Origin of the sequence: Streptomyces sp. NPDC000134 (genome assembly GCF_042899225.1) — a bacterium.
Classification (GTDB): Bacteria; Actinomycetota; Actinomycetes; order Streptomycetales; family Streptomycetaceae; genus Streptomyces.
Genome location: NZ_JBIAZN010000013.1, coordinates 102,488 through 120,388, shown reverse-complemented (window position 1 = coordinate 120,388; position 17,901 = coordinate 102,488). Strand labels below are relative to the sequence as shown.

The window sequence follows — 17,901 nt, the reverse complement described above, 5'->3', positions numbered from 1 at the left end:
TGGAATTCCACGGACCGCCGCAGGGATCGAGCCGGCGCACAGGGGGCGCAGCAAGCGCCGAGTGGCGGCGAGAAGGGGGAACCAGCGCCGGTCACTCACGACCACCACAGGGGCGTAATTCAGGGCGCCCCTATGACGCCGACACCGTGCCCGGCCGTTCACGCGGAGGGGCGCCTGGTCCAGAGGTTGCGACGCTAGTGCAGGGACGTTTCAAGAGGGATGGCAGCGCTTCGGCGGAGCCGGAGCCGCACGGCGGGACTGGCCCGATGGCCGCCGGCTCCTCGCCCCAGCACGCCCAGAACCCGGGCCAGGCCCAGAGCGCCGACGGCGGCGAGCGCCCCGGGCGCCCCGGCCAGGCGACGCCTCCCGGCCCGGCGCCGGCGGCGAAGGCGAAGGCACCGAAGACCGAGACCGGTCCCGGCCCGCGCATCGCGCTGCGCAACTGGCGGATCTCCACCCGCCTGGTGTCGCTGCTCGCCCTCCCCGTGGTCGCGGCCACCTCGCTGGGCGCGCTGCGCATCAACGAGTCGATGGACAACATCCAGCAGCTCGACAACATGAAGCTGCTGACGGAGATGACCAAGGAGGCCACCGAGCTGGCCGCCGCGCTCCAGGAGGAGCGCGACCAGTCCGCCGGTCCCCTGGCGCACGGCTCCACCTCCGCCGCCACCGCGATCAAGGGCGACCGGGAGAAGACCGACCGGGCCCTGAAGAACTTCCTCGACAGCTCCGAGGACGTCGACGCGGCGAGCAAGGACGGCAACCTCCAGGGCGTCCGCGACACCGTCGTCGGCCTCGCCAGCCAGCTCAACCGGCTCAGCGCGATCCGCACCTCCGCCTACAAGTCCGAGGGCAACTCCACGCAGACGGTCGAGGCGTACCACCGCCTGATCACCAGCCTGCTGGGCCTCTCCCAGGACATGGCCGAGGCGACCAGCAACCCGGAGATGATCCAGCGCACCCGCGCGCTGTCGGCCTTCTCCTCCGCCAAGGAGTACGCCTCCGTCCAGCGCGCGGTGATCGCGGCGGCGCTGCCCGCCGGCACCACCACGGCCGGGGACCTCTCCGAGAACGACCGCCTCTACGCCGGAGCCGCGGCCGAGAGCCAGGACGCCGACCTCGCCAGCTTCAAGAGCATCTACGGCGACGGCAGCGAGGACCTGCTCGCCCCGGTCGAGTCCGGCAACCCGACGATCGAGGCCGCCGACAAGTACGCCGGCCGCGTCCTCGCCAGCGACAACGCGATCAAGGGCATGGAGCGGCGGTCGTACCAGGACTGGCTGGACGACTCCTCCAGCAAGATCCAGCAGATGGCCAACATCGAGCACACGCTGCTGGAGGAGATGGAGCAGAAGGCGCGCGAGCTGCGCAGCGAGTCGGAGCGGGAGGCGATCCTCTCCGGTGCGCTGATCCTGATCGTGCTCGGCGTCTCCCTGGTCGGCGCCTTCGTCGTGGCCCGGTCCATGATCCGGTCGCTGCGCCGGCTGGAGGAGACCGCCACCCGGGTCGCCTCCGACCGGCTGCCCGAGCTGGTCAAGCAGCTCTCCGAGACCGACCCGCAGGACGTCGACACCTCGGTGGAGTCGGTCGGCGTGCACTCCCGGGACGAGATCGGCAAGGTGGCCGCGGCCTTCGACGACGTGCACCGCGAGGCGGTCCGGCTCGCCGCCGAGCAGGCCCTGCTGCGGGGCAACGTCAACGCGATGTTCACCAACCTCTCGCGCCGCTCCCAGGGCCTCATCCAGCGTCAGCTCTCGCTCATCTCCGAACTGGAGTCCCGCGAGGCCGACCCGGACCAGTTGTCCTCGCTGTTCAAGCTGGACCACCTCGCGACCCGTATGCGCCGCAACGGCGAGAACCTCCTCGTCCTCGCCGGTGAGGAGCCGGGCCGCCGCTGGACCCGTCCGGTGCCGCTGGTCGACGTGCTGCGCGCCGCCGCCTCCGAGGTGGAGCAGTACGAGCGCATCGAGCTGTCCTCCGTGCCGACCACCGAGGTGGCCGGCCGGGTCGTCAACGACCTCGTGCACCTGCTCGCCGAGCTGCTGGAGAACGCGACCTCGTTCTCCTCGCCGCAGACCAAGGTCAAGGTCACCGGTCACGCGCTGCCCGACGGGCGGGTGCTGATCGAGATCCACGACACCGGTATCGGCCTGTCGCCGGAGGACCTGGCGGCGATCAACGAGCGGCTCGCCTCGCCGCCCACCGTGGACGTCTCCGTCTCCCGCCGCATGGGCCTGTTCGTGGTCGGCCGGCTCTCGCAGCGGCACGGCATCCGCATCCAGTTGCGGCCGTCCGACTCCGGTGGCACCACCGCGCTGGTCATGCTCCCCGTCGACGTCGCCCAGGGCGGCCGCAAGCCGCAGGGCAAGCCCGGTCAGCCGGGCGGCGGCGGTCCGGCCGCCGCGCAGGCCGCGGCCGGTGCCGCGGCGGCCCGCCGGGCGACCGGCGGGCAGAACGGCGGTGCCCTCGGCGCGGGTGCTCCCGGCGGTGGCCGGCTCGGCGCCGGCCAGGGTCCCCGGGCCGCGCTGCCCGGCCGGGACGCCGGCGGCCGTCCGGGCGCGCCCGGCGGGGCGCGCGGGCCCCAGGCCCCGGCGGCACCGTCCCCGCAGCAGCCCCAGCACTCCCGGCAGGGCCGTCCGGACCCGGCGAACGCCGGTGCCGGCCAGGCGCCGGGTGCCCCGCAGGGCCTCCAGGCCGCGGGCATGAACGCGCCGGGCCAGGGCCAGGACGCGTTCGGCGGCGGCCGGCCCCCGGCGCCCCCGCAGCGCGGGCGCCGCAAGGGCAAGGGCGGCAACAACGACGCCGGGCGCGACCGCCGGCCGCAGCTTCCGCCGCGCGGCGGTCCCCGGGCCGAGCTGCCCGGCGGCGCCCCGCAGCCCCACGTGCCGAGCTGGGGCGACGACAGCGCCCAGCTTCCGGCGCCGCGGGCCTCGCTGGACGCCCCGCGCGGCCACGAGGAGCCGGACGCCCCGCACACCGCGCGGATGCCCCGCGTCGACGACCGGCAGGGTCCGGGGTCGACGGCGGAGATCCCGGTGGTCGGCCGGTTCGACGAGCGGCAGGGCCCCGGCGCCACCGCCGCGTTCCCCCGCCCCGACTTCGACGCCCCGCCGCCCGGTGCCGGCCAGGACCGCTACCCGGCGCCGGAGGGCAACGGAGCCGCCCCCGCCGACCAGTTCGGCCGGCCGCAGCACGACGACCCGTACGCCCGGGGCGAGCAGCGGCACGACGACCGGTTCGCGCCGGGCGGCCAGGAGGGCGCCCGGTTCGACGCCTCCTACCGCCAGGCCGAGGACCCGTTCGCGCACGGCGACCGGTACGGGCAGCCCGGCCACGACGGCGCGCAGGACAGCGGGCAGTTCGTCCGCCCGGACGTCTTCGGCACCGGTGCCGCGCCGGGCGACCCCGCCGCCACCGGCCAGTTCCCCGCTCCCCAGGGGTACGCCGACGGCTCCACCGGACGGCACACCGCGCCGGACCGGCAGGACCCCGCCGCCACCGGCCAGTTCGAACGCCCCCGGGCGGGCGGCGGCTACGGCGGCAACGACTTCGGCGCTCCGCGGCAGCGCCCGGTCCGTCCCGAACCCGAGGCACTCCCCCCGGCCCCGGGTCCCGGCGACGGACGGACGCCGCTGTACGACACGCTGGAGACCAACTGGTTCCGCGGCGAACACCGGGGGGCGCAGGGCACCGACCCCGCCGCCGCCCCGGAGCAGCCGGGAACCCCCGCGGCACCACAGCCCGCCGCACCTCAGCGTCCCGCCGCCGCATCCTGGCGCAGCTCGCCCAACGACGACCTCGTACGGCAGGCCGAACGCGTCCGGCAGCCGGCCGCGGGCGGCGTCACCACCTCCGGCCTGCCGCGCCGGGTGCCCCGCGCCAACCTGGTGCCGGGCACGGCTCAGCAGCAGTCGCACCAGAGCGGTCCGCAGGTCTCGCGTGCGCCCGATGACGTGCGCGGCCGGCTGACCAACCTTCGTCGGGGAATCGCACAGGGCCGACAGGCCGGTACCAACCAGACCGGCAGTTTCCCCCGGCCCACTCACCAGCAGGAGCGTTAGTTGAGCCCGATGAGCCAGGCGGCACAGAACCTCAACTGGTTGATCACGAATTTCGTGGACAACACCCCGGGGGTGTCCCACACCGTCGTCGTGTCCGCCGACGGACTCCTTCTGGCGATGTCCGAAGGCTTCCCGCGGGACCGCGCCGACCAGCTCGCGGCCGTCGCCTCCGGTCTGACCTCCCTCACCGCCGGGGCGTCCCGGATCTTCGAGGGCGGCACCGTGGCGCAGACGGTCGTGGAGATGGAACGCGGGTTCCTCTTCCTGATGTCCGTCTCGGACGGCTCGTCCCTGGCCGTCCTCGCTCACCCGGAGTGCGACATCGGCCTCGTCGGCTACGAGATGGCGCTTCTGGTCGACCGCGCGGGCGCGGTGCTCACGCCCGACCTGCGCGCCGAACTACAAGGCAGTCTGCTCCACTGATCGGCACCGGCACCACCCGTCTCACCAAATCACCGTCCGGCCGCCACAATCCCCCCACCGGCCCCGTCCGACGGCTCGACCGACCGACTTGCTGTCCCGCCCGGAGGATCCATGACCCCGCCCACCGCCTCTCATGATCCGTACGCGGAGCCGTACGAGGACGAGGGCGACCAGCCGCTGGTACGTCCCTACGCGATGACCGGTGGCCGGACGCGGCCGCGCTATCAGCTCGCCATCGAGGCGCTGATCAGCACCACGGCCGACCCGGCAGCACTCATGGGGCTGCTCCCGGAGCACCAGCGCATCTGCCACCTGTGCCGTGAGGTGAAGTCGGTGGCGGAGGTGTCGGCGCTGCTGTCGATGCCGCTCGGCGTGGCCCGAATCCTGGTCGCCGACCTCGCGGAGGCCGGGCTCGTGGCCATCCACCAGCCGGGCGGCGACGAGAACAACGGCGGTGCGCCGGACGTGACACTGCTCGAAAGGGTGCTCAGTGGACTTCGCAAGCTCTGACGGGGGTCGGGCGACCACCTCCGCCAAGATCGTGGTGGCCGGCGGCTTCGGCGTCGGCAAGACCACGTTCGTCGGTGCCGTATCGGAGATCAATCCGCTGCGCACCGAGGCCGTCATGACGTCCGCCAGCGCGGGCATCGACGACCTGACCCACACCGGGGACAAGACGACCACCACGGTCGCCATGGACTTCGGCCGCATCACGCTCGACCAGGACCTGATCCTGTACCTCTTCGGCACGCCGGGGCAGGACCGCTTCTGGTTCATGTGGGACGACCTGGTGCGCGGCGCCATCGGCGCGGTCGTGCTGGTCGACACCCGCAGGCTCGCCGACTGCTTCCCCGCCGTCGACTACTTCGAGAACTCCGGGCTGCCGTTCGTGGTGGCGCTCAACGGGTTCGACGGGCAGCAGCCGTACACGCCGGACGAGGTGCGCGAGGCGCTCCAGATAGGTCCGGACGCCCCGATCATCACCACCGACGCCCGGCACCGCGCGGACGCCAAGAGCGCGCTGATCACGCTGGTCGAGCACGCCCTGATGGCCCGGCTGCGGTGACCCGCGCAAGTCGGTGACCGCATAAGGCAGTTGTCGTAGCGCTCGCGGAGCCGGCTGTGTCCTTTGACACGGTCGGCTCCGGTGTTCATAACGTTTCGGCAGAGGAATCGGGTGGTACGGCCACGCGTCGCGCACATTCCGTCTCGCTGTGCTCACGAACGTCCCGGCTTTTGCCGCGCCTCGCTCTTTATGACCGTTTTATCTGGGGCTTACCTCACGCGCGATCCGCTCGCCCCACTGTTTGGAAGACCGCAGGCCGTCGTGCTGGAATGCCAGAACTGCCCCATGGTCAAAGACGTACTCGTCAGTAGCGCGTACCCGATGACGTACTGGGCTCTGAGACACTGCGGCACGACGTAGGTGCCGACCGCCGAGAGGTTGTTGGTCGAGTGAGGCGAAGCAAGAGCAGTCCCGAGCCATCGGCCCGGGGCAACTTCACCCCGCCGCCGCGCACAGCGGCGCCCGCTCCCGTGCCCGGCCCGGAACCCACGGCTGCCCCCGCCCGCGGCGGCGGACGCCTCTCCCCCCGCAACTGGCGGGTGCCCACCCGTCTCAACGCGATCCTGCTCATACCCGCGCTGGTCGGCCTCGTCATGGGCGGCTTCCAGGTCAAGGGCTCGATCGACACCTGGCAGGAGGCAGAGGACGCGGAGAGCACCGCGCGCCTGGTGCGGGCCTCCCTCACCTACGCCGACGCCCTCTACAAGGAGCGGGACATCAGCGCGGCCCCGCTGCTGCGGGGCAAGAAGAAGGACCCGGACGTCGTCCGCGCCCGCGAGGCCACCGACCGGGCCGCCGACGCCTTCGACCGGGCCGCGCGGGAGATGCCCGCCAAGCCCGGTCTGGAACGCCGGCTGAAGCTGTTCCGCGCCGAGGAGCCCAAGCTCCAGACGCTGCGCGCCGGCGCGTACACCTCCCAGTTCAAGGGGGTGGAGACGCAGGAGGGCTACGTCACCGTCGCCCACCCGCTGATGGAGTTCGCCAACGAACTCGGACTGGGCACCGGCAACATCACCTCCTACGGCCGTACCGTCTACGCCATCTCGCTGACCAAGGCGGCGCTCTCCCTGGAGCGCTCCATCGGCACGCAGTTGCTGGTCGGGCCCGGCCCGGAGCCCAGTCATCTGGCCAGCCAGCGGGTCGCCCTCTCCTCCTACGCCTACCTGGAGAAGATCGCCGTCGAGGAGTACCTCGGCGGCGGCACCGAGGCGGACGCCAAGAAGCTCGACGACCTCCAGGCCGAGGTCAAGGAGGACGGCGCGGCCATGGCCAAGGAGGCCGCCGCCAAGGACCCGGACTACGTGCCGCCGCCGTCCAACCCGACGACGATGGTCTCGGAGCTGGCCCAGCTCGACTCCACCGACACCGGTGCGCGGGCGGAGCTGGCCCGGCAGGGCATCACGCCGGAGAACTGGTGGGCGGTCAACACCCTCAAGTTCGACGCCTACCGCACCATCGAGTCGGACCTGGCCGACAAGGCGGTGACGGAGGCGTCCGCCATCGCCGACGACGCCGAGCGGGACACCTACATCACCGGCGCCATCGTGGTGATCGCGCTGCTCGCCGCGTTCGTCCTGGCCGGCATGGTCGCCCGCCAGATGAGCCGGGCCATGCGCCAGTTGCGCAACGCCGCCTTCGGCATCGCCGAGCAGCGCCTGCCGATGCTGGTCGACCAGCTCTCCCGTACCGACCCCGGCCGGGTCGACACCCGGGTGGCGCCGATCCCGATCACCACCACGGACGAGATCGGCGAGGTCGCCCGCGCCTTCGACCAGGTGCACCGCGAGGCGGTCCGGCTCGCCTCCGAGCAGGCCCTGCTGCGGGGCAACATCAACGCGATCTTCACCAACCTCTCGCGCCGCAACCAGTCGCTGATCGAGGGCCAGCTCACCCTGATCACGGACCTGGAGAACAACGAGGCCGACCCCGACCAGTTGGAGGCCCTCTTCCGGCTGGACCACCTCGCGACCCGGATGCGCCGCAACGGCGAGAACCTCCTCGTCCTCGCCGGTGAGGAGCCGGGCCGCCGCTGGGACCAGCCGGTGCCGCTGGTCGACGTGCTGCGCGCCGCCTCCTCCGAGGTGGAGCAGTACGAGCGCATCGAGCTGTCGGGCGTGCCGGAGGCCGAGATCCACGGCCGGGCCGTGACCGACCTGGTGCACCTGCTCGCCGAGCTGCTGGAGAACGCCACCACGTTCTCCTCCCCGCAGACCAAGGTCCGCGTCACCGCCACCCGGCTGCCCGACGGCCGCGTGATGATCGAGATCCACGACAAGGGCATCGGCCTGACCGCCGAGGACTTCGCGGACATCAACCACAAGCTGGCCAACCCGCCGACCGTGGACGCCGCGATATCGCAGCGCATGGGCCTGTTCGTGGTCGGCCGGCTCGCCGACCGGCACGGCATCCGGGTCCAGTTGCGGCCCTCCGGCGAGCAGGCGGGCACCACCTCGCTGGTCATGCTCCCGGACGCCATCACGCACGGCGGCGGCGGCCAGGGCCAGGTGCAGCGCGACGAGTTCACCGTCTCGCAGATCATCCCCGAGCAGGAGTTCCGCGGCGAGGACTTCGGCCGGCAGCAGCCGGAGCCGATGCGCACCGCCGCCGAGCTGGGCTTCGACGACAGCCGTTACGCGGACGTCCCCGACGACATCCGCGAGCTGGACCCGGTCGGCCGCTCCCTGATGCGCGAGGAGCGCCGCGCCGCCCTGGAGGCCCAGGCCCACCAGCCCGGCCCGGACGGCGACACCGGCGAGACCGGCTACCCCGACCCGTTCGCCGGCCAGCAGCCGTACGGCCAGGGCTACGACCACGGCCAGGGCGGCTTCCAGCAGGACGGCCAGGGCGGCTTCCCGGACGGCCAGGACGGCCGGAACGGCTTCCAGGACCAGCACACCGGCGGCTACGAGCAGCCGCAGACGTACCCCGGTCAGCAGCAGGAGCCGTACCAGCAGCCGCAGCAGCAGACGTACGACGGGCAGTACTACGCGCCGAACGGCGCGCTGCCGCAGGGCGAGGGCTACTCCGCCGGCACCGGCTACCCGCAGGCGCCCTATGCGGAGCCGGCGAGCGAGCAGGGCCCGGACGCGGGCGCCGCCGGCCAGGACGGGTTCCCGGCCTTCGAGCAGCGCCGCCACCAGGACGACTGGCCCCAGCAGGACGGCTACCCGAACGGCTACCCGGCCCAGTACCCTGCCGATGTCCCGCAAACGGAATCCGGGCAGGCCGCTGACGCCGGCCAGGGGGACGGCGTAGGCTTCGACCGTCCGGGACCGGACGGTCCCGCCGCCCACGAGCTGACCGACGCCGGGCTCCCCCGCCGCGGGTCCGCCGGCGGCGACCGGCCCGCGGACCAGGAGGGGCAGTCCTCCGCCCCCCGGAACAACGGCAACTGGCGTTCGGCCAACGACGAACGCTGGCAGCAGGCCGCACAATTGAGGAAGCCGAAGGCGGGCGGGGTGACCCCCTCCGGTCTGCCGCGGCGGGTGCCCAAGGCCAATCTGGTCGAGGGCGCCGCCGAAACCACCCCCCAGGGAGGCCCCCAGGTCTCCCGCGCCCCGGAGGACGTCCGGGGCAGGCTGAGCAACCTGCGCCGCGGCGTCCAGCGAGGCCGCAACGCAGGCAGTGAAACGAACGGCCAGGCCACTCGGAACCAGCACGGTGGTCCTGACAGCACCTACAACCAGGAGCGTTAGTGTGAGCCCGATGAGCCAGGCGGCACAGAACCTGAACTGGTTGATCACCAACTTCGTGGACAACACCCCGGGGGTGTCCCACACGGTGGTGGTCTCCGCCGACGGACTCCTTCTGGCGATGTCCGAAGGCTTCCCCCGCGACCGCGCCGACCAGCTCGCGGCCGTCGCCTCCGGTCTGACCTCGCTGACCGCCGGTGCCTCGCGCATCTTCGAGGGCGGCAGCGTGAACCAGACGGTTGTGGAGATGGAGCGGGGATTCCTCTTCATCATGTCCATCTCCGACGGTTCCTCGCTCGCGGTCCTCGCCCACCCGGAGGCGGACATCGGCCTCATCGGGTACGAGATGGCGCTCCTGGTGGACCGCGCCGGCACGGTCCTGACGCCGGACCTCCGTGCGGAACTCCAAGGGAGCCTTCTCAACTGACGGGCGGACGGTGCGTTTTGCCGTCCCGGGGCCGTAAGGTTTCGGGACGCGGCTCCACAGTGATGGGTGCCAGGCACAGTCGGAGGAGGAGAAAGTGGCAACACCCCCAGGCGGTTCGCATTCGGGTAACTGGTCGTACGGCCCTGCCCAGGGCCAGCACGACGGTTCCGCGAACCCGTACGGCTACCCCTCCGTCCCCGGCCACCGGCAGCCGTACGTACCGCAGGGCCCCGGTCCTTCGCCGTACGACCAGCCGCCGGCTCCGCGCATCCAGCCCGTGCAGCCGCAGCGCCACACCCCCGAGCCGGCGCCCGCCGGGGCGTCGAACAACCCCCTGGTGCGCCCGTACGCCATGACGGGCGGCCGGACCAGGCCGCGGTACCAGCTCGCCATCGAGGCGCTGGTGCACACGACCGCGCAGCCGCACCAGATGCAGGGGCAGTTGCCCGAGCATCAGCGGATCTGCAACCTCTGCCGGGAGATCAAGTCGGTGGCCGAGATCTCGGCGCTGCTGTCGATCCCCCTCGGCGTGGCCAGGATCCTCGTCGCCGACTTGGCGGAGGCGGGCCTGGTCGCCATCCATCAGCCCGGCGGCGACGAGAGCGCCGGCGGCCAGCCAGACGTGACACTGCTCGAAAGGGTGCTCAGTGGACTTCGCAAGCTCTAGCGGAGGGCCTTCCCGCTCCACCACGTCCGCGAAAATCGTGGTGGCCGGCGGCTTCGGCGTGGGCAAGACCACGTTCGTCGGCGCCGTCTCGGAGATCAATCCGCTGCGCACGGAGGCCGTGATGACATCCGCTTCGGCGGGCATCGACGACCTCACCCACACCGGGGACAAGACGACCACCACGGTCGCCATGGACTTCGGCCGCATCACGCTCGACCAGGACCTGATCCTGTACCTCTTCGGCACGCCGGGGCAGGACCGCTTCTGGTTCATGTGGGACGACCTGGTGCGCGGCGCCATCGGCGCGGTCGTGCTGGTCGACACCCGCAGGCTCGCCGACTGCTTCCCCGCCGTCGACTACTTCGAGAACTCCGGGCTGCCCTTCGTGATCGCCCTCAACGGCTTCGACGGCCAGCAGCCGTACAACCCGGACGAGGTGCGCGAGGCGCTCCAGATCGGTCCGGACACCCCGATCATCACGACCGACGCCCGCCACCGCGCGGATGCGAAGTCGACGCTGATCACGCTGGTCGAGCACGCGCTGATGGCCCGGCTGCGGTAGGCACCGGACACCGGACACACGCTGAAGGCCCCGCCTCCTGGGAGGCGGGGCCTTCAGCGCTGCTCGTCAGCGCCAACTGTGCGGGGCGCGGAAGCCGGGCTCGCGCTCCAGGCGGCGCCAGCCGGCCCGGACGCGGCCGCCCCGGGAGGGGGCGATCTCGGCGGGCCGGGCGGCCGCGCGGGCCAGCAGTACGGCGGTGATGGCGGCGACTTCCTCGGGGCCGGCGTGCCCCTTCTCGACGCGGATGTCGGGCATGGAGGACATGGGTCGGGCTCCTCGGTAGGTCACTGCGGGGGGTTGCCGTGCTTACGGGAGGGCAGGTCGGCGTGCTTGGTCTGGAGCATCGCCAGCGAGCCGATGAGCACCTCGCGGGTCTCGGCCGGGTCGATGACGTCGTCCACGAGGCCGCGCTCGGCCGCGTAGTACGGGTGCATCAGCTCGGCCTTGTACTCCTTGACCATCTTCTGCCGCATCGCCTCGGGGTCCTCCGCCTCGGCGATCTGCCGGCGGAAGATCACGTTGGCGGCGCCCTCGGCGCCCATCACGGCGATCTCGTTGGTGGGCCAGGCGAAGGTCAGGTCGGCACCGATGGACTGGCTGTCCATGACGATGTACGCACCTCCGTACGCCTTGCGCAGGATCAGGGAGATCCGCGGCACGGTCGCGTTGCAGTACGCGTACAGCAGCTTGGCGCCGTGCCGGATGATCCCGCCGTGCTCCTGGTCGACGCCCGGAAGGAACCCGGGAACGTCCAGGAAGGTGACGATCGGGATGTTAAAAGCGTCACACATCTGGACGAAGCGCGCAGCTTTTTCGCTGGCCTCGATGTCCAGGACACCGGCCAGGGACTGCGGCTGGTTGGCGACGATGCCGACGACCTGGCCGTCGAGCCGGGCCAGCGCGCAGATGATGTTGCGGGCCCAGCGCTCGTGGACCTCCAGGTACTCGCCGTCGTCGACGATCTCCTCGATCACCTTGGCCATGTCGTACGGCCGGTTGCCGTCGGCCGGGACCAGGTCGAGCAGGACGTCCGAGCGGCGGTCGACGGGGTCGGCGGAGTCGACGCGGGGCGGGTTCTCGCGGTTGTTCTGCGGCAGCAGCGACAGCAGGTAGCGGACCTCGGCGAGGCAGGTCTCCTCGTCGTCGTAGGCGAAGTGGCACACGCCGGAGGTCTCGGCGTGCACGTCGGCGCCGCCCAGGCCGTTCTGGGTGATCTCCTCGCCGGTGACCGCCTTGACCACGTCGGGGCCGGTGATGAACATCTGGGAGGTCTCGCGGACCATGAACACGAAGTCGGTCAGCGCGGGGCTGTAGGCCGCGCCGCCCGCGCAGGGGCCGAGCATCACGCTGATCTGCGGGATGACACCGGACGCCTTGGTGTTGCGCTGGAAGATGCCGCCGTAGCCGGCGAGCGCGGAGACGCCCTCCTGGATGCGGGCGCCGGCCCCGTCGTTGAGCGACACCAGGGGCGCCCCGGCCGCGATGGCCATGTCCATGATCTTGTGGATCTTGGTGGCGTGGGCCTCGCCCAGCGCGCCGCCGAAGATCCGGAAGTCATGGGCGTAGACGAAGACCGTGCGGCCCTCGACCGTGCCCCAGCCGGTGATGACACCGTCCGTGTAGGGCTTCTTGGCCTCCAGTCCGAACCCGGTCGCCCGGTGCCGCCGCAACTGCTCGACCTCCCGGAACGACCCCGGGTCCAGGAGCAGCTCGATCCGCTCCCGTGCCGTCAGCTTGCCCTTGGCGTGCTGCGCCGCCGTCGCCTTCTCGCTCGGGCCGGCCAGGGCGCGCGCACGGATCTCGTGCAGCTCGGCCACCCGCCCGCGTGCGTCCGTGGGCTCACCCGGCGCCTCATCCAAAACGGTCATGTAGTGACCTTACGAAGCGGACCGCGAAAAGCACGCCGTCGACTCCGTACAGTCTCCGGAGGGTTTTCCTGGTACCCCTGAACAGAACCACACCGACATGCAGCCGTTTCGACTGCTCAGGGGGGCCACGGGTTGTAGGGGTCGCACAAAGACGTCAGGTGAGAGCCACCTCACATTCATGTGTCGCGCATACCGTCCCCGGAGTGACGCGGAGCCTCAGCCCGCGGCCGGTGGCGAGGATCTCGACGCCCTCGCCGGCCCGGACCGGGGCGCCCACCGGGCGGTCCCAGGTGATCTCCAGCGGCTCACCCGTGCGGGGCGGTTCGCTGACGCGCAGGGCCAGCGTACGGGCCCGGCGGCGGACCAGGACGCTCGCCCCCCGGGTGACGGTGAGCGGGCCGGCCGTACCGGCTTCCCAGAAGTTGGCGGCGGTGAGGCCGAGGGCGGGGACGGCCACCGCCTGCCGCTGGGCGTCGTTGCCGAGGACGGTCAGCCAGTGCCGGTCGGCGGCCCGGCGGGCGACGGCGCGGCGGCGGGCGCCGGGCAGCAGTACATAGGCGTACGTGGCGTCGGCGGGGTCGGTGCCGTGGTCGAGCCAGAGGGTCTGCCAGCGGCGGGTGCGGCGCTCGGGCGAACTGGTGGCGTTGATGTCGGACCAGGCGCCGGTGCGGTCCTCGCGCAGGGTGCACAGGTCGCCGTCGAGGACCAGCCAGCCGCCGTGGTCCTCCAGGTGGGCCCAGTCGCCGGCCAGGACGAAGGTGTTCCGGCCGGCCTCGCCGAGGTTGCGGTTGTCGACGACCGTCTCGACGGGGACGCCGTCGGCGCAGGTGATGCCGGCACCGAGGCAGACCACGGCGTCGGGCAGGAAGAACCAGGACTTGCGGGCCCGCAGGGTGGAGCCGAGGCCCCTCAGGTCCTGGCCGACGGCCGCGTACTCGCCGTCGGTGGTGCCGCCCACCCAACGCGCGTCCGGCCGGGGCTCGCCCCACTCGCCGCCCGCGCGGTCGGGCAGCGCGCGGGTGGAGACGGTGGTGCCGGGCAGGCGGTACCAGTCGACGGTGGGCCAGTACCAGTCGGTGTACTGGTCGGTCCGGCCGGCCCGTCCGGCCCGGCCGCTCGGCCACCAGGAGAGCATCCCGGCGCCGGTGTGCCAGCCGCGCGGGTTCTCGCCGTTGCCGCACTCGTAGTGGGCGATGCGGTCGCTGGCCATGGCGAGGGCGGCGGTGAAGCGGGGGCCGCGGTGGACGGCGCGGTCCATGGCGGGGAAGAGGCGGTGGCCGAGGGGTTCGGGCGCCGCCCCGGCCGGCGCGTCCGCGACGGCGCGCAGCCGGGCGAGGTCGGCGACGCCGAACTGGGGCGCCGTCAGGACCGGGCTGACCGTGTCCCGTTCGATCCAGCCCTTGATCATCGCGTGCCAGCGGTCGCGCTCGGCCGGTTCCGCCCCGCCCGCCAGGATCGCCAGGGCGGCGATGAGCTGCTGCCCGTGGTAGTGGTCGCCGCGCAGGATGCCCCGGTCGTCGGTGGACAGGCCCCGGCTGATGGCCCGGCCGTTGACGCAGTCCATGACGAGTCCGTCGTGGAGGAAGGGGGCGAAGGCGCGCTCGACGCTGTCGAGGACGTTGCGCCGCTCGGGGTCGGTCACCTCCCAGGCGGACCCGGCGAGCAGGGTGAACAGCCTCCCGAGCCCGTCCATCAGGACCTGTCCGTAGGTGCCGGTGTACGGCACGTGGGTGTGCTGCACGAACGAGCCGTCGGCGTAGAGGCCGTCGCCCTCGGTGACGTACGGGAAGACCGGTGAGAGGGCGTCGCGGGCCAGCGCGATCCGGTCCGGGGCGCGGCCCAGGACGCCGCGCAGCGCGACCGAGCGGCACAGGTCGACGCGGTTGGCGCCGGTGGAGGTGCCGGTGTAGGCGTCGAACAGCGTGTCCGGGAGGAAGTGGTCGACGGCGGCGCAGACGGCGGCGGTCCGGTCGGCGCCGAGGTGCTCGTACAGGGCGGCGGTGATGTCGGTGAGGTGGCGGGGGCTGCCGATCTGCCATTCCCACCAGTTGCCGTAGGGCGTGGTGCCGGGGTGGTAGACGGTGGCGGCGAGGTGGTCGAGGCCGCGCAGGACGTCGGAGAGGAGGGCCGGGTCGCCGGTGGAGCCGGTGCCGGGCTGGGCGTACGCCTGGGCCATCGTCCACAGGCGGCCGTAGCTGAGGGTGATGTTGGAGGGCGGGTCGAAGGGGCGGCCGGGCCACAGGGAGACCGGCGTCGGCGCCATGGCCGCGCGGAAGCGGCGGGCCCGTTCGCCGGTCTCGGCGAGCCGGGTGGCGTACGGCTCGGCGGCCGGGTCGTAGCCGGTGCCGAGGGAGAGGTCGAGCCAGCGCCGGCGGAGGGTGTCGTAGGGGTCGGCGGCGGCTGCGGCGCGGGGGCCGGACTCCGTGGTGAGGACGGCGGCGAGGGCGGCCGCGAGGACGACGGTACGGCGGGTGGGCGGGGTCATGTCCCTGGCGTCTACCACGCCCAGGGGTGCGGGGGAATGGCCGAGAAGGGCGCGTCGGGATGACGCGCGCCCATCGACACGGCGGCACCCGGACCATAACGTTGAAAGTTGAACGGAATAGGTCTACTGTCGACCCCGTTGAACTGGTTGAACATTCAACATCAACGGCCGTGATCCCGCCCGGACCGCGGTCCCGTCCCCTTCGAGGAGTACGTCATGGGCATCTTCAACCGCGGCGGCAACGACACCGCCCGGCCCGCCGCCGTCAGCCCCGAGCTGGCCGCGCTGACCGGCGACTACACCATCGACCCGGCGCACAGCACGCTCGGCTTCACCGCGCGCCACGCCATGGTCACCAACGTCAAGGGCAAGTTCCTGGAGTTCAGCGGCACGCTGCGCCTGGACGGCGCCGACCCGGCCCGCTCCACCGCCTCCCTCGACGTGGTGATGGACAGCATCGACACCGGGTCCGCCGACCGCGACGGGCACCTCAAGAGCGCGGACTTCTTCGCGACGGACAAGTTCCCGGCCATGACGTTCCGCTCGACGGGCGCCGAGGCCCTCGGCGGCGACGACTACCGCATCACCGGCGACCTGACCATCCTCGGCACCACCCGGCCGCTCACCATCGACCTGGAGTTCAACGGCGCCGCGAAGGACCCGTTCGGCAACGAGCGCGTCGGCTTCGAGGGCAAGGCCGAGATCCTGCGCTCGCAGTGGGGCCTGACCTGGAACGCCGCGCTGGAGACGGGCGGTGTGCTGGTCTCCGACAAGATCAGGCTGACCTTCGACATCTCGGCGATCCGGAACGCCTGACCCTGTCCGGGCGGACGCCCGCGAGGCTCAGGACGCGGTCAGCAGCAGCCGCGCCTCCTCGCGGGCCTCGCCGATCGCGTCCGGCAGGACGCCGATCCCCTGGGCGACCAGCGCGCCCTCGTGCAGCAGCAGCAGCGCCCGGCCGAGCCGCGGCGCCCGCCCGGCGTCGATCTCGCGGGCCAGCTCCGTGAACAGCTCCAGCGTCCACCGCTTCTGCCCGGTGATGACCGCGTACGCCGGGTGCGCGGGATCGCTGATCTCGGCGTGCGCGTTGACCATCGCGCACCCCTTCGCCCCCTGCTCGGCCGACCACGCCCGCGAGGCGTCGAAGACGGCCAGGACCCGGGCCCGCGGCGACGGCCCCGCCGCCTCCAGGCGCTCGGCGAGGAAGGCCCGCCAGCGTTCGTCGCGGGCGGCCAGGTACTCGGCGACGATCGTCTCCTTGGCGCCGAACCGGTCGTAGAGCGTCTTCTTGGTGACCCCCGCCTCGGCGGCGATGAGGTCCACCCCGACGGCGTGGATGCCGCGCTCGTAGAACAGCTTCTCGGCGGCGGCCAGGACCCGCCGGGCCGCGGGCGTCAGCCTGATCCGCCGGGCGCCGTCGGTGTTCGTGGGTGCGTGCTGGCGCGTGGAATCCATGACCCCAGCGTAGAACGGCCGGTTAGACCGATCTGTTTAGTGGGCACCCCCCTCGTGTAAACCGATCTGTCTACTTCCGGTGGGATGCCATGAACGCCCTCCTCTCCGCCGCCTTCGTCCTGAGCTGGAGTTCGGGGTTCATCGGCGCCAAGCTCGGCTCGGGCGACGCGCCCGCGACCACGCTGCTCATGTGGCGCTTCCTGCCGCTGGCCCTCGTGCTGCTGGCCGCCGCGCCGCTCGCCCGGCGGCCGTGGCGGGGCGTCGGCGCCCGCGCCCTGGCCCGGCAGGCGGTGATCGGCCTGCTCTCGCAGAGCGGCTATCTGCTCACCGTCTACCACGCCATCCAGTTGGGGGTCTCCAGCGGTACGACGGCCCTGATCGACGGCGTCCAGCCCCTGGTCGCCGGAGCGCTCGCCGGACCGCTGCTCGGCCGGTACGTCTCGGGCCGGCAGTGGCTCGGGCTGGTCCTGGGCGCCGGCGGGGTCGCCCTGGTCACGCTGGCCGACGCCGGGGCGGGCGGGGGCGCGCCCCGGTGGGCCTACCTGGTGCCGCCGATCGGGATGTGCTGCCTGGTCGCGGCCACCTTCCTGGAGAGCCGCTCCCCCGCGCGGACGGCCCCGGCGGTGGCGATGACCGTCCACTGCGCCACCAGCGCCGTGCTGTTCACCGTGCTCGCGGCGGCCACCGGGACGGCCGTGCCGCCGGCCGACGCCTCGTTCTGGGGCGCGGTGGCCTGGCTGGTGGTGCTGTCCACGTTCGGCGGTTACGGCCTGTACTGGCTGATCCTCGCGCGCTCGGGGGTGACCCGGGTCAACACCCTCATGTTCCTCATGGCCCCGGTCACGGCCGTCTGGGGCGCTCTGATGTTCGGCGAGCCGTTCGGCCCCCGCACCGCCGCCGGACTGGCCGTCTGCCTCGCCGCCGTCGTCGTGGTGCACCGCGGCGAACCGCCCCGGCGTCCGGCGGATCGGCGGAAAACCGCTGGAGCCGGGAGCCGGGACCCGGTTAACCTCCCCTCGTGAACAGCCCCGAGGCGTCCAGACTCCGGCCACCGGCTCTCCGGTGGCCGCCCGTGACGCCGTAACCGAGGGACCGCGCCGCCGCGCGTCGCGCCCGCGGGCCGTCGTGTCGTCACCGCCACCGGACGGTCGTCCGCCGTGTCGTGTCCGACGTCGACTTCGGAGTGCGGAGTTCC

General features: G+C 72.6%; 14 protein-coding genes. 10 read left to right on the top strand and 4 right to left on the bottom strand.

Translation table 11 applies throughout. The annotated features are described in order from the left end of the window. Positions 1-197 precede the first annotated feature (197 nt). From ACFY32_RS20890 to ACFY32_RS20855, 8 genes are all read left to right on the top strand, one after another. The gene (locus tag ACFY32_RS20890) at positions 198-4,061 is read left to right on the top strand and encodes a nitrate- and nitrite sensing domain-containing protein (protein WP_390674937.1); all 3,864 of its coding nucleotides are present in this window, start codon (positions 198-200) and stop codon (positions 4,059-4,061) included. 9 nt (positions 4,062-4,070) lie between these two features. Then, complete coding sequence (locus ACFY32_RS20885) at positions 4,071-4,484, top strand: roadblock/LC7 domain-containing protein (RefSeq protein ID WP_023546525.1); 414 nt, start codon at positions 4,071-4,073, stop codon at positions 4,482-4,484. A 111-nt stretch (positions 4,485-4,595) separates the two neighbouring features. Continuing rightward, a complete protein-coding gene (locus tag ACFY32_RS20880; protein ID WP_003997626.1) occupies positions 4,596-4,994 on the top strand; it encodes a DUF742 domain-containing protein in 399 nt (132 codons plus the stop codon). Beyond that, the gene (locus ACFY32_RS20875) at positions 4,975-5,550 is read left to right on the top strand and encodes an ATP/GTP-binding protein (RefSeq protein WP_359193621.1); all 576 of its coding nucleotides are present in this window, start codon (positions 4,975-4,977) and stop codon (positions 5,548-5,550) included. The genes ACFY32_RS20880 and ACFY32_RS20875 overlap by 20 nt, the downstream gene beginning before the upstream one ends. 389 nt (positions 5,551-5,939) lie before the next feature. Beyond that, positions 5,940-9,245 carry a nitrate- and nitrite sensing domain-containing protein gene (locus tag ACFY32_RS20870; RefSeq protein ID WP_390674936.1) on the top strand — a complete coding sequence of 1,102 codons (3,306 nt, stop codon included), beginning with the start codon at positions 5,940-5,942 and terminating at the stop codon, positions 9,243-9,245. A 10-nt stretch (positions 9,246-9,255) separates the two neighbouring features. After that, positions 9,256-9,669 (top strand): roadblock/LC7 domain-containing protein, encoded by a 414-nt coding sequence (locus ACFY32_RS20865; RefSeq protein WP_004983065.1) that lies wholly within the window; start codon positions 9,256-9,258, stop codon positions 9,667-9,669. Between the two features lie 94 nt (positions 9,670-9,763). Continuing rightward, the gene (locus ACFY32_RS20860) at positions 9,764-10,336 is read left to right on the top strand and encodes a DUF742 domain-containing protein (protein WP_359193627.1); all 573 of its coding nucleotides are present in this window, start codon (positions 9,764-9,766) and stop codon (positions 10,334-10,336) included. After that, complete coding sequence (locus ACFY32_RS20855; protein ID WP_026243582.1) at positions 10,317-10,898, top strand: ATP/GTP-binding protein; 582 nt, start codon at positions 10,317-10,319, stop codon at positions 10,896-10,898. Before ACFY32_RS20860 ends, ACFY32_RS20855 begins: the two co-directional genes overlap by 20 nt. Before the next feature lie 66 nt (positions 10,899-10,964). On the opposite strand, the gene ACFY32_RS20850 is transcribed toward ACFY32_RS20855, so the two are convergent. From ACFY32_RS20850 to ACFY32_RS20840, 3 genes are all read right to left on the bottom strand, one after another. Continuing rightward, a complete protein-coding gene (locus tag ACFY32_RS20850) occupies positions 10,965-11,162 on the bottom strand; it encodes an acyl-CoA carboxylase subunit epsilon (RefSeq protein WP_359193631.1) in 198 nt (65 codons plus the stop codon). 20 nt (positions 11,163-11,182) lie between these two features. Next, positions 11,183-12,766, bottom strand: coding sequence for an acyl-CoA carboxylase subunit beta (locus ACFY32_RS20845; protein ID WP_359193634.1), 1,584 nt, complete (start codon positions 12,764-12,766; stop codon positions 11,183-11,185). Between the two features lie 154 nt (positions 12,767-12,920). Next, positions 12,921-15,251, bottom strand: a complete 2,331-nt coding sequence (locus tag ACFY32_RS20840; RefSeq protein ID WP_390674935.1) for a polysaccharide lyase 8 family protein — start codon at positions 15,249-15,251, stop codon at positions 12,921-12,923. Positions 15,252-15,467: 216 nt separating this feature from the next. Here ACFY32_RS20840 and ACFY32_RS20835 point away from each other — a divergent pair, with 216 nt between their 5' ends. After that, positions 15,468-16,067, top strand: a complete 600-nt coding sequence (locus tag ACFY32_RS20835) for a YceI family protein (RefSeq protein WP_390674934.1) — start codon at positions 15,468-15,470, stop codon at positions 16,065-16,067. A gap of 27 nt (positions 16,068-16,094) precedes the next feature. Here ACFY32_RS20835 and ACFY32_RS20830 read toward each other — a convergent pair whose 3' ends face one another. Next, positions 16,095-16,706 carry a TetR/AcrR family transcriptional regulator gene (locus ACFY32_RS20830; RefSeq protein WP_390674933.1) on the bottom strand — a complete coding sequence of 204 codons (612 nt, stop codon included), beginning with the start codon at positions 16,704-16,706 and terminating at the stop codon, positions 16,095-16,097. A gap of 89 nt (positions 16,707-16,795) precedes the next feature. On the opposite strand from ACFY32_RS20830, the gene ACFY32_RS20825 reads away from it, so the two are divergent. After that, positions 16,796-17,728, top strand: a complete 933-nt coding sequence (locus ACFY32_RS20825; protein WP_390674932.1) for a DMT family transporter — start codon at positions 16,796-16,798, stop codon at positions 17,726-17,728. The last annotated feature ends 173 nt before the right edge of the window (positions 17,729-17,901 follow it).

Bases quoted from the DNA above. Each gene is read 5' to 3' on its own strand.
- ACFY32_RS20865 (WP_004983065.1), top strand. From the start codon at position 9,256: ATGAGCCAGGCGGCACAGAACCTGAACTGGTTGATCACCAACTTCGTG.
- ACFY32_RS20850 (WP_359193631.1), bottom strand. From the start codon at position 11,162: ATGTCCTCCATGCCCGACATCCGCGTCGAGAAGGGGCACGCCGGCCCC.
- ACFY32_RS20880 (WP_003997626.1), top strand. From the start codon at position 4,596: ATGACCCCGCCCACCGCCTCTCATGATCCGTACGCGGAGCCGTACGAG.
- ACFY32_RS20840 (WP_390674935.1), bottom strand. From the start codon at position 15,251: ATGACCCCGCCCACCCGCCGTACCGTCGTCCTCGCGGCCGCCCTCGCC.
- ACFY32_RS20885 (WP_023546525.1), top strand. From the start codon at position 4,071: ATGAGCCAGGCGGCACAGAACCTCAACTGGTTGATCACGAATTTCGTG.
- ACFY32_RS20845 (WP_359193634.1), bottom strand. From the start codon at position 12,766: ATGACCGTTTTGGATGAGGCGCCGGGTGAGCCCACGGACGCACGCGGG.
- ACFY32_RS20835 (WP_390674934.1), top strand. From the start codon at position 15,468: ATGGGCATCTTCAACCGCGGCGGCAACGACACCGCCCGGCCCGCCGCC.
- ACFY32_RS20830 (WP_390674933.1), bottom strand. From the start codon at position 16,706: ATGGATTCCACGCGCCAGCACGCACCCACGAACACCGACGGCGCCCGG.
- ACFY32_RS20825 (WP_390674932.1), top strand. From the start codon at position 16,796: ATGAACGCCCTCCTCTCCGCCGCCTTCGTCCTGAGCTGGAGTTCGGGG.